A 12,686-nucleotide genomic window follows, 5' to 3' on the forward strand; every position below is an offset into this window, starting at 1 on the left:
GGACGGTCACGGAGTGGGCCCTTTGTCCGAATCTGCGGCCTCTGGCTTAGCGGTCCGATGCTTGACGAGGGTCGTCCGGCTGGGGTGGGATGCACACCGAAGGCAGCAGGGTGCCTCGATCCGCCGCTCGGCAGGTGGAGGGCCGAAGGATCGTCGGGCCGCAGCGGACAGGGGGATTCGCGAGTGCCAACCAGGCTGACATGTAGCTGAATTCACCAGTCATCCACCCACGGGGCGACCACCACATTCCGCCCCGGAACAGCCATGGGCCGGCCACGGAGCCGAATCGTTCCGGCCGGCTTCCCCAGTGCTGCCCCGGCACGGAGCACGCTGAGTTGTTTGCGTATCAACCTTTTGCGGTGTGAATTTCTTTCCCCGGCATCCCGACGGCCTGACCGCCAAGCCGTCAGCACGCCGTCGGCCGGGGCTGTGGGGCCGTTCATGGAATCCATTTAGAGGAGTGGCTCGTGCATGCCTTCCCGGGGCATACTCTGCCGTTGTCCGTCGCGCAGCAGGAAGTATGGGTCGCGCACCAGCTGGACTCCACCGGTGCACAGCACAACTGCGGTGGCCACGTGGAGATCCGTGGACCGCTCGACAGCCTGACGCTCGCCACGGCGGTCGGCCTGGCCGTCCAGGAGTCCGAGGCGCTGCGGGTACGGCTGCTCCTCGACGCGCAGGGCGAACCGGCCCAGCAGCCCGGCCCGGCCGACGCGCCGCTGCTCACCGTCGACCTCGAAGCGGCCGGCGACCCGCGGGCGGAGGCCGAGGCCTGGATGCGCGCGGACCTCGCCGTCCCGGTCGACCTCACCGCCGGCCCGCTCTTCCGCCACGTGCTGCTGCGGCTGTCGGCCGAGCACCACCTCTTCTACTTCCGCTACCACCACATCGTGCTGGACGGCTGGGGCCAGGCCCTGCACTGGCGCCGGCTGGCCGAGATCCACACCGCCCTGGTGCAGGGACGCCCGGTGCCGGCCAAGGCGACCGGGTCGATCGCCGACCTACTCGCCGAGGAGGCCGAGTACCGTGCCTCGGCCGCCTTCCAGGACGACCGCGACCACTGGTTGGCGGCGGCCGGCGGCCGGCCCGAACCCACCAGCCTCGCCGACCGCACCCCGGGCTCGCCCGCGGCGGGGGACAGGTTCGAACTCACCTCCCGCTCCGGGGTGATGCGGGAACTCGCCGCCGCCCACCGCACGCACTGGTCGGTGGTCGCGCTCGCGATCACCGCCGCGTACCTGCACCGCGTCACCGAGGCGCGGGACATCGTCATCGGACTGCCGGTCCGCGCCCGCACCACCCGGCTCACCCTCACCACGCCGGGCATGCTCGCCAACGTCCTGCCGCTGCGCCTCCAGGTCGAACCCGCCACCCGGCTCGGCGACCTGATCACGCAGGTCGGCGAGCAGGTCGGCGAGCTGCTGCGGCGCCAGCGCCACCGCGGCGAGGAGATCAGGCGTGAGCTGCGCCGCAGCGAAGGCGGCGGCGAGGCGGCCGGCGTCGTGGTGAACGTGGTCTCCTTCGACGGCCGGCTGCGGTTCGGCGAGGTCGAGGGCACCGTCCACCAGCTCTCCTCCGGCCCGGTCGGCGACCTGGCGATCGAGTTCTTCGGCGGCGCCGACGGCGCCGACCTGCGGCTGTCCTTCGAGGGCAATCCCGCCCTGCACGACGCCGGCACGCTCGCCGCCCACCAGCACCGCTTCGCGGCCTTCCTCGACCGGCTCGCCGGATCCGGTGCCGGCACGCTGTCCGCCGACCGGCCGATCGGCGAGCTGGACCTGCTCGCCGAGGGCGAGCAGGCCCGCCTGCTGGGCCTGGCCGATGCGGTCACGCGCCCGTACGACCTGACCGCCTGCCTGCACGAGCTCGTCACGGCGCAGGCCGCACGCACCCCGCACGCGCTCGCCGCCGAGACCGCGAGCGGCACGCTCAGCTACGGCGAGCTGGTCGAACAGGCGAACCGGCTGGCCGCCCGGCTGCGGATCGAGGGCGTCACCACCGGCGATGTGGTGGGCGTCCACCAGGAGCGCTCGCTCGACCTGGTGGTGAGCCTTCTCGCGGTGCTGCTCGCCGGCGGCGCCTACCTGCCGCTCGACCCCGAACTGCCGGACGAGCGGCTGGCCTTCCAGATCGAGGACGCCGGCGTCCGGACGGTGCTCAGCCACTCCGGCCTCGCCGGGGCGCTCACCGGGACCGCCGCCGCCGTCCTGGCGGTGGACGAGATCCTGCCGCTGCTGCCGCCGGCCGGCCCCGTCCCCGGCGGCGCCGGTCCGCAGGACCCGGCGTACGTGATCTACACCTCCGGCTCCACCGGCCGCCCCAAGGGCGTCGCCGTCCCGCACCGGGGCGTGGTCAACCGTCTGCTGTGGATGCAGGAGGAGTACCGGCTCGGCCCGGACGACCGGGTGCTGCAGAAGACCCCGTTCGGCTTCGACGTCTCGGTCTGGGAGTTCTTCTGGCCCCTGCTCAACGGCGCCGCCCTGCACCTGGCCGAGCCCGGGGCCCAGCGCGACCCCCGCGCGCTCGCCGAGGTCGTCCGCACCCGCGGCATCACCACCGTGCACTTCGTGCCGTCCATGCTCGACCTGTTCCTCGCCGAACCGGCCGCGCACGGCCTGCTCGGGCTGCGCAGGGTCGTCTGCAGCGGGGAGGCACTGCGCCCCGAGACGGTCGGCCGGTTCTTCGAGGTGTACGGCGGGGGCGATCAGGCCCCGGAACTGCACAACCTCTACGGCCCCACCGAGGCCTCCATCGACGTCACCCACTGGCGCTGCCGCCCGGCCGACGCCGACGGCGTGGTGCCGATCGGACGGGCGGTCGCCAACACCTCCCTGCACGTGCTCGACGGGGAGGGCCGCCCGATGCCGTTCGGCGTCGCGGGCGAGCTGTACATCGGCGGCGTCCAGGTGGCCACCGGCTACCTGAACCGGCCGGAACTCACCGCCGAGCGGTTCCTGGACAACCCCTTCGGCCCGGGCCGGCTCTACCGCACCGGGGACGCGGCCGTGCTGCGCGAGGACGGCGTCGTCCTCTACCGCGGCCGGCTGGACCACCAGGTGAAGGTGCACGGCTACCGGATCGAGCCCGGCGAGATCGAGTCGGTGCTGCTCTCCCACCCCGAGGTCGCCCAGGCCGTGGTGACCGGCCCGCCCGGGCCGGACGGACAGCCGCAGCTGGTGGCCCACATCGTCACGGCCACCGGCGCCGACGTGCCGGCGGGCCTGACCGGCTGGCTGCGCGGGCGGCTGCCGGCGTACATGGTCCCCGCGCACGTCCTCGCCCTGGACACCATGCCGCTGCTCTCCAACGGCAAGCTCGACCGCCGGGCGCTCCCGCTGCCGGCGGCCGGTCCGCGGTCCGGGCTGACCGTCGACCCCGTGGGCCCGGTCGAGCAGCTGCTGCACGAGGCCTGGCGCACCGTGCTCGACCTGGCGGACCTGGGCGTCGACGAGTCGTTCTTCGCCCGCGGCGGCGACTCCATGCACGCCATCCGGGTCCGGGCGGAGGTGGAACGGCAGGGGTACACCTTCGAGGTGTCGGACCTGTTCAAGGGCCCGTCGATCCGTGAACTGGCCCAGATCCTCAAGCCGTTGGCGGACGCCTCGGAACTCCCGCCGCGGACCGTGCCGTTCGGCCTCCTCACCCCGGCGGACCGCGCCCTGCTGCCGGAGGGGCTGGACGACGCCTACCCGCTGAGCGCGATGCAGACCGGCATGCTCTACCACGCCGCCATCACCGAGGACTCCTCGGTCTACCGCGTCGTCACCAGCGTCCAGGTCGCGGCCGGCCTCGACCTCGACGCGCTGCGCTCCGCACTCGACGACACCGCCAGGCGCCACCCCTCGCTGCGCTGCTCCTTCGAGCTGGCCCGCTACTCCAAGCCGCTCCAGCTCGTCCACCGCGAGGTCACGCTGCCGCTGGAGGTGGCGGAGGACCTCGGCCACCTCGACGAGCAGGGCCGGCTGGACGCCGTCCGGGAGTGGGTGGAACTCGCCAAGTACACCACCTTCGACCCGCTCGTCCCGCCGCTGCTGCGCTTCGCCGTGCACCCGTGCGGCCCCGGCCGGTTCCACCTGTCGGTGATCGAGCACCATGTCGTGCTCGACGGCTGGAGCGACATGCGGATGCTGGAGGAGGTGGTCTCCCACTACCGCGCGCGGCTGGCGGGCGAGCAGCTCCGGCTGCCCGAAGTCGCCTCGACGTACCGTGACTTCGTGGCCGCCGAACTCCGGGCGGTGGCCGACGGGACCTCGCGCGAATACTGGGCCGGCCTGCTGCGCGGCGCCGAGCCGACCGTGCTGGTCAGGCGCTCCGCGGCGGACCCGGCCGGGGCGGGCGGCAACCGCCGCCTCGACGTACCGCTGCCGGACGACCTGGCGGGGGCCCTGCGCGGGCTCGCCATGGAGGCGGGGCTGCCGCTGAAGTCCCTGCTCACGGCGGCGCACCTGGCCGTGCTGCGGCTGGTCGGCGGCAGCGACGAAGTCCTCACCGGGGTGGTCGCCAACGCCCGCCTGGAGGAGGCGGGCGGCGACGAGACCATCGGCGTCTTCCTGAACACCCTGCCGCTGCGGATCGACCTGGCGACCGCCACGCTGCTCGACGCCGCCCGCGGCGCGTTCGGCCACGAGCAGCGTTCCGCGCCGCACCGCCGGTACCCGTTCGGCCAGATGCAGCAGGACCTGGGCGAGGAGCTGCGGCTGGACAGCTACGTCAACTTCATGGACTTCCACGGCGACCGGCACCGGTCGGCGGACGCCCTGATGACCGTGACGGTCGGCATCGCCGAGACCAACTACCCGCTCGCGGTCAACTTCCTGGTCGATCCCGAACTCGGCCGACTCCAGCTCTGGCTGGACTGCGATCTCGCCGTGCTCCCGGAGGAGTTCTGCACCCGGCTGGCCGGCTACTACGAACGCGCGCTCACCGCCCTGGCGGAGCGGCCGCGGACGCCGATCGCCGAACTCGCGCTGGTCGGACCGGAGGAGAGCGGCCGGCTGGAGCGCTGGAACGACACCGCCGTCCGGTACGACCCGGCCTCGACGGTGCACGGGCTGTTCGCCCGCCAGGCCGGCGCCACCCCCGGGGCGATCGCCGTGGTGCACCGGGGCGAGCGGGTCAGCTATCGCGAACTGGACCTCCGTGCGACGCGGTTGGCGCATCACCTGGTCGCCGCCGGGGTCGGCCGGGGCGACCTGGTCGGGGTCAGCCTGCGCCGCGGCGTCGACCTGGTCGCCGCGCTGCTGGCGGTGTTCAAGGCGGGCGCGGCCTACGTGCCGATGGACCCGTCCTTCCCCCGGGGGCGACTGGAGGACATCGCCGCCGACGCCGGGATCAGCTGCCTGGTCAGGGGCCCGGGCGCACCGGAGGGGATCACCGCGCCCCGGGTGGTCGACCTGGCCCTGGACGCCGCGGCGATCGCGGCCCTGGACGGCGAGGCACCGGTGACCGCGACCGCCGCGGACGGCGACGACACGGCGTACGTCATCTACACCTCCGGCTCCACCGGCCGGCCCAAGGGCACGGCGATCCGCCACCGCAACGTGGTGAACTTCTTCGCCGGCATGGACGAGCGGGTCGGCTGCGACCCGCAGGACGCCGTCCTCGCCGTCACCAGCGTCTCCTTCGACATCTCCGTGCTGGAGCTGCTCTGGCCGCTCACCCGCGGGGCCAAGGTGGTGGTCGCCGGCGAGCGGGTCATCAACAACCTGGTGAGCCGGCCGGAGTCCTCGGACCGGGCGGTCGGGTTCAGCCTGTTCTTCTTCGCCGCCTCGGCCGGCGGCTCCAACCGGGACGGCTACCAACTGGTGCTGGACGCCACCCGGTTCGCCGACCAGCACGGCTTCGAGGCGGTCTGGACGCCCGAGCGGCACTTCAACGAGTTCGGCGGCCTCTACCCCAACCCGTCCGTGATGTCGGCCGCGCTGGCCACCATCACCGACCGGATCGCCCTGCGCTGCGGCAGCGTGGTCGCCCCCCTGCACGACGCCGTGCGGATCGCCGAGGAGTGGTCGCTGGTCGACAACCTCTCGGGCGGCCGGGTCGGGCTGGCCTTCGCGGCCGGCTGGAACTCCAACGACTTCGTGCTGCGGCCGGACAACTTCGCAGCCCGCAAGGACGTGATGGCCGAGCAGCTGGCCGAGTTCCGCAAGCTGTGGCGGGGCGAGCCGGTCCGGCGGACCGGCGGCAGCGGTGAGCAGGTGGACGTCCGGATCTTCCCCGCGCCCGTGCAGGAGGAGCCGCCGATCTGGCTCACCTCGGTCGGCACCGTGCAGACCTTCGAGAAGGCCGGCGCCTCCGGCGTCAACCTGCTCACCCACCTGCTGGGCCAGGCGCCCGAGGAGCTGGCGGAGAAGATCACCGCCTACCGGGCGGCCCGCGCGGCGGCCGGCCACACCGGCCCCGGCCACGTCACCGTGATGGTGCACACCTTCATGTCGGACGACACCGAGCAGGCCCGGAAGCTGGCCCGGGAGCCGTTCCGGGAGTACCTGCGCAGTTCGACCGAACTGTGGCGCACCGTGTTCGCCACCACCGGCCAGGAGTTCCCCGAGCTGGGGGCCGAGGAGTACCTCGACGCCCTGCTCGACATGGCGATCGACCGCTACTTCGAGTCCTCCGGCCTGTTCGGCTCGCCCGACACCTGCGCCGAACTCGTCCGGGAGCTGGCCGGCGCCGGCGTCGACGAGGTGGCCTGCCTGGTCGACTTCGGGCTCGCCCCCGAGGACGTGATGGCGAGCCTCGGCTGGGTCGACCGGCTGCGCGAGGCGCACGAGGCGGAGGTCGCCGAGAGCGGCCACTCCTTCGCCGAACTGTGCGTACGCGAGGGCGTCACGCTCGTCCAGGGCACCCCGTCGCTGTTCACCGCGGTGGCCGCCGAACCCGAGGCGCTGCAGGCGCTCACCGGGCTGCGGGCCCTGTTGGTCGGCGGCGAGGCGTTCCCGTCCGGCCTGGCCCGCCGCCTGCTCGGGGCGCTGCCGGGCGTCGCCGTCCGCAACATGTACGGGCCCACCGAGACCACCATCTGGTCGACGGTGCACGACCTGGACCCGGAGCGCGACGCCGAGGCGGGCAACATCTCGATCGGCCGGCCGATCGCCAACACCGCGATCCGGGTGGTGGACGCCCACGGCAAGGCCGTCCCGATCGGTGTGTCCGGCGAGCTGTGGATCGGCGGCGACGGCGTCGCGGCCGGCTACGTCGGCCGGCCGGAGACCACCGCGGAGCGGTTCGTCGAGGCGGACGGCGGGCGGTTCTACCGCACGGGGGACCGGGTGCGCTGGCGGGCCGACGGGAACCTGGAGTTCCTCGGCCGGGTGGACCGGCAGGTGAAGATCCTCGGCCACCGGGTGGAGCCCGACGAGGTGGAGAGCGTGCTCTCCCGGCACCCGCAGGCGGACGCCGTGGCGGTGGTCGCGATCGAGGGCGCCAACGGCACCGAGCTGGTGGCGTACGTCTCGCCCACCGGGTCGCTGTCCGACCCGTCCGTCCAGGACGCGCACGTGCGGCGCTGGAGCGAGGTCTGGGAGGGCGCGTACACCGCGCCCGAGGAGGACCGGCCCGAGTTCGCCGGGTGGCTCAGCAGCTACACCGGCGAGCCGATCCCCGAGGAGCAGATGCGCGAGTGGCTCGGGCACACCGTCGAACGGGTCCGCCTGCTCGGCCCGACCGCCGTCGCGGACGTCGGCGTCGGCGTGGGCCTGGTGCTGCGCTCCTTCGCGGAGGAGGTCGACGAGTACCACGGCATCGACATCTCGCAGGGCGCGCTGGACGCCGCGGCCGGCTGCCTGGGCCGCCCGCTGCCGGACCACGTACGGCTGGAGCGCTCCGGCCCGGAGTACCTGGCCGCGCTGGAGCCCGGCCGGCTGGACACCGTCGTCCTGAACTCGGTGGTGCAGTACTTCCCCGGCACCGACTACCTGCGCACCGTCCTGCGGGACGCGGTCGCCGCCGTGCGGCCCGGCGGCGCGGTGTTCGTCGGGGACGTGCGGTCGGTCGAGATGCTCCCCGAGTTCCAGACCTCGGTCCAGCTGCACCGGGCCTCGCCGCTCCAGAGCGCCGAGGAGGTCAGGTCCGCGATCGCCCGCCGGCTCCAGGACGAGCGCGAACTCTGCCTCTCGCCGGCCTTCTTCCACCAGCTCGCCGCCGAACTCCCGGCCGTCCGCGAAGTCCGGCTGGAGCTCAAGCGCGGCCGGGCGGAGAACGAACTGTCGCTGTTCCGCTACGACGTGACGCTGCTGGTCGGCGACCCGCAGGAGCCGCGACCGCCGCTGGTCCCGTCCCGGCGGATCACCTGGGACTCGCTCGCCGACGGGCCGGCCGGACTGCGGAAGCTGCTGGAGTCCGACCCCGCCGGCGTCACCCTGACCGGCGTCCCGAACGCCCGCCTGGTACGCACCGCGGCCGCCGTGAAGGCGCTCGCGGAAGCCGCCGGGAGCACCACCGCCTGGGAGCTGGAGCGCCTGCTCTGGGAGGTGGACGGGAGCGGCGGACTGCACCCCGAGGACGCCTTCGAGCTGGCCGGGCTCACCGGACGCCGGGTCACCGTCTCGGTGCCGCGGGACGGCCGGCTGGACACCTTCGATGCCGTATTCACCAACGCCGAGGACGCGAGGGGCACCGCATGAGCTCGACCCGACAACTCGCCAACGACCCACTGTCCTCCTCCTGGGCGGCCGGATTCCGTTCCACCCTGCGGGCCTACGCCCGCACCCACCTGCCCGAGGCGATGGTCCCGGCGCACTTCGTGGTGCTGCCGGAACTGCCCAAGCTGCCCAACGGCAAGGTGGACCGCGGCAGCCTGCCGGCCCTCACCGGGGACGAGGGCGGCGCCGACAACGCGTACGTGGCGCCGCGCACCTCCGTCGAGGCGCAGCTCGCCCGGATCTGGCAGGACCTGCTGGGCCTGTCCACGGTGGGTGTGGAGACCAGCTTCTTCGACCTGGGCGGCGACTCCCTGACGGTCCTCCAGATGGCGGCGCAGGTCCGCGAGGTCTACGACGTACGGCTCGACCTGCGCCGGATGTTCGAGGACCCCACGGTCGCCCAACTGGCCCGGATGGTCAGCTCGCAGGCCGATCCCGCCGTCACCGGCGCCGGCAACCCCCGGGGCGTCGGGACGGAGGAGATGCGGGCGGACGCCGTGCTGCCGGCCGACATCGTCCCGGACGAGGACGCGCTGCCCGCCGCCACCGGCCCCTACCGCAACGTGCTGCTCACCGGCGGTACCGGGTACACCGGCGCCTTCCTGCTCCGGGAACTCCTCGACCGTTCGCAGGCCGACGTCTGGGTCCTGGTCCGCGCCGACGGCCCGGAGCAGGCGGCCCGCCGGGTCATGGAGAACCTCGCCGAGTACGACCTGGTCCGGGACGGCGACCGGGAACGCGTCATCGGCGTCCCCGGGGACACCGGTCGTCCGTACCTGGGACTCTCCCGCGAGGACCACCACCGGGTGGCCGCCGAGGTGGAGATGATCATCCACAACGCCGCGATCTCCAGCTGGATCGTGCCGTACGCGAAGATCAAGCCGGTCAACATCCTCGGTGCGCAGGAGGTCCTGCGGCTGGCCTGCCGGAGCAGGATCAAGCCGGTGCACTTCATCTCCACCACCGGCGTCTACCCGGGCCACCTGGGCGAACGCCGCTGGGAGGAGGAGCCCCTCACCGAGTCGGACGGCGTCGTCGGCGGCTACCGCCAGTCCAAGTGGGTGGCCGACAGCCTGATGACGGCCGCCCGCGAACGGGGCATCCCGACCCAGGTCTACCGCCCCGGCGCGATCACCGGCTCGCAGGTCACCGGGGCGTGCGCCACCGAGACCTTCATCAACCACCTGATCAAGGGCTGCATCCAGCTCGGCGCCTACCTGGACTACGACCTGCTGCTCGACCTCGTCCCGGTCGACTACTGCGCCGCGTCGGTGGTGCACCTGGCCCTCGGCGGCGTGCACGCCGAACCGGTGTTCAACCTGCCCAGCTCCCGCCCCGCCGGGATGAACGAACTCTTCGAGCTGATCGTCGACTTCGGCTACCCGCTGCGCCGCCTGGACTACCAGGACTGGTACCAGGAGCTCTCCGCCGCCCTCGAACGGGGCGAGGAGAACGAGATGCGCTACTACCTTCCGCTGTTCGGCGCCGACCGGCCCGCCGAGGAGGTCGGCTTCGCCGGCGCCAAGCCGGAGTTCGCCGCCGAGAAGCTGCACGAGGCGCTGGCCGGATCGGGCATCGAGTGCCGGCCCGTCGACCGCGACCTGTTCCACCTCTACCTCCAGTACTTCGTCTCGACGGGCTACCTGCCGGCCCCCTCGACCGCCCTCGACCAGACCCGGAGCCAGTGATGACCGCGACCGCCACCCCGTCCTTCCCGATGCCGCGCAACCACCCGCTCGACCCGCCCCCGCAGTACCGTGAACTCGGCGCCGGGCAGCCGGTGTTCCAGGTCCGCACGCCGCGCGGCGAGCTGGTCTGGGTGGTCACCCGGCACGAGGACGTCCGGGCGGTGCTCACCGACCTCCGGTTCAGCTCCGACCCCAAGACGCCCGGCTACCCGACCTACATCAACGGCGACACCCCGCTCCCGCCCGGCTTCTTCCTCAACCAGGACGCCCCCGACCACACCCGGCTGCGCCGGCTGGTCACGCGGGAGTTCCTGATCACCCAGATGGAGGCGCACCGGCCGAGGATGCAGATCATCCTCGACGACCTGATCGACCGGATGACCGGTGAGGGCAACTCCGCGGACCTGGTGCGCCAGCTGGCCTTCCCGATGGCCGCCACCGTGATGTGCGAACTGCTCAACGTCCCCTACGCGGACCACAAGGTGTTCGTCACCCTGACGGACACCATCCTCGACCGCAGCAGCACCCCCGAGCAGGCCGAGGGCGCCGCGCGCGAACTCATGGCCTACTTCGACGCGCTGGTGACGGCCAGGGAGCAGCAGCCCACCGACGACATGCTCGGCCGGCTGGTCGCCCAGGAGGAGGCCGGCAAGCTGAGCCACGACGAGTTCGTCGGCCTCGCCGCGCTGCTGCTGCTCTCCGGCTACGACACCATGGCGCAGATGATCGGGCTCGGCGCGGCGACCCTGCTGGAGCACACCGAGCAGCTCGCCGACCTCAAGGCCGACCCCTCGCTGTACCCGCAGGCGGTGGAGGAACTGCTGCGGTTCCTCTCGATCAACCACGCCGGCCTGCCCCGGGTGGCGACCGAGGACCTCACCGTCGGCGGCCAGGAGATCAAGGCCGGCGAGGGTGTGATCGCGATGCTCAACGCGGCCAACCGCGACGAGGGCGTGTTCGACGAGCCCGACTCCTTCGACATCCACCGCACGTCGCCGCAGCAGCACGTCGCCTTCGGCCACGGCTTCCACAAGTGCATCGGGCTCACCCTCGCCCGGGTGGAACTGACGACCGTGTTCGCCGGCCTGTTCGCCCGGCTGCCGGGCCTGCGGCTCGCCCGCCCGCTGGAGGAACTGCCGTTCCGCCACGACATGGTCCTCTACGGCGTCCGGGAGCTGCCCGTCACCTGGTGACGGAACCCGCCGGTCACCTGGTGACCGGCGGGCCGACGAGCGTGCGAGCCGGTGGGGCGGTGCCCCGACGAAACCTTGACGAGAAACGAGTGACGGTGGCTGAGACTGTTCTTCTCCTGCCCGGCCAGGGCGGCTACACCCCGGGGATCTTCGCGGGTGAGTCCGATCCCGAGGTCGCCGAGGTCCTGCGGGTCGTCGACCGGGTGGCCGGCGAGTTCGGGCACCCGGGGGTGTCCGGCCTCCTCACCGATCCGGACGCGCCGGGCGCGGCCGACCTCGTGCGGACGGACTCCTTCGCCCTCCAGCTCGCGGTCTTCGCCGCGGGGGTGGGCGGGTTCCGGCTCGCCCTGCGGCAGTACACCCCCGACCTGGTGGTCGGTCACAGCATGGGGGAGATCGCCGCGCTGACCGTCGCCGGCGCCTTCGACCTCGCCGACGGCGCACGGCTGGTCTGCCACCGCTCGCGGGCCCTGAGCGCGTACTGCCCGGAGCCGGGCGGCATGGTCGCGCTCGGGCTCCCCGCCCGGCGCGCCGCCCACCTGGTCGGGGCGGCCGACCGGCCCGGGCTCGCCGTCGCCGTCGCCAACGCGCCCCGGCAGACGGTGGTGGCCGGCCCGGAGGCGGCGCTGGCCACGGTCACCGCGCTCGCCGCGGCCCTGGAGGTGCCGGCCACCAGGCTGAACGCGCCCTTCCCCTTCCACAGCCCGATGCTCGCCCTGGCCGCCGAGGCCTTCGCGGGCGAGATCGGGGACGTCCGGCAGCGCCCGCTTCGCCTCCCGGTCCTCTCCCCGGTGGCCGGCGGGCCCGTCGACGACGGCACCGATCTCAAGGCCCTGCTGGTGCGTCAGCTCACCGCACCGGTCCAGTTCCTCGCGGCGGTGCGGGACCTGCACGCGGCCGGGGTCCGGACCTTCGTCGAGTGCGGCAGGGCGGGTCTGTCGGGCCTGGTCCGGCGGACCGTGCCGGAGGTCGTCACGGTCACCGTGACGGCGGGACCGGCGGGACCGGCGGGTTCGGTCGGGACGGTCGGGACGGAGGCCGGGGGAGTCGCCGCGGTCGCCGCAGTGGCCGTGGTGCCCGCCCAGGCGGACCCGGTGGCTGCTGTCGCGGCGCCGGCCGTTCCGTCGCCTGCCGTGCCTGCGGCCGTTGTTCCGTCGGCCGTC

At 73.3% G+C, this 12,686-nt stretch carries 4 protein-coding genes; all 4 read left to right on the forward strand.

What is annotated here, in order from left to right; all coding sequences use genetic code 11:
- Positions 1-497: 497 nt before the first annotated feature.
- On the forward strand, positions 498-8,624 hold the full coding sequence (locus IE329_RS08235) for a non-ribosomal peptide synthetase (protein WP_190210163.1): 8,127 nt from the start codon (positions 498-500) through the stop codon (positions 8,622-8,624).
- A complete protein-coding gene (locus tag IE329_RS08240) occupies positions 8,621-10,330 on the forward strand; it encodes a thioester reductase domain-containing protein (RefSeq protein WP_190210164.1) in 1,710 nt (569 codons plus the stop codon). The genes IE329_RS08235 and IE329_RS08240 overlap by 4 nt, the downstream gene beginning before the upstream one ends.
- Positions 10,330-11,523, forward strand: coding sequence for a cytochrome P450 (locus IE329_RS08245; RefSeq protein ID WP_190210165.1), 1,194 nt, complete (start codon positions 10,330-10,332; stop codon positions 11,521-11,523). The genes IE329_RS08240 and IE329_RS08245 overlap by 1 nt, the downstream gene beginning before the upstream one ends.
- A 95-nt stretch (positions 11,524-11,618) precedes the next feature.
- Positions 11,619-12,686, forward strand: a 1,068-nt coding sequence (locus IE329_RS08250; protein ID WP_190210166.1) for an ACP S-malonyltransferase, incomplete at its 3' end; no start/stop codon positions are given.

This window comes from Kitasatospora indigofera (assembly GCF_014655955.1).
GTDB lineage: Bacteria > Actinomycetota > Actinomycetes > Streptomycetales > Streptomycetaceae > Kitasatospora > Kitasatospora indigofera.

What these genes read in the sequence shown, in the direction of transcription:
- IE329_RS08240 (WP_190210164.1), top strand. Translation starts at nt 8,621, where the DNA reads ATGAGCTCGACCCGACAACTCGCCAACGACCCACTGTCCTCCTCCTGG.
- IE329_RS08245 (WP_190210165.1), top strand. Translation starts at nt 10,330, where the DNA reads ATGACCGCGACCGCCACCCCGTCCTTCCCGATGCCGCGCAACCACCCG.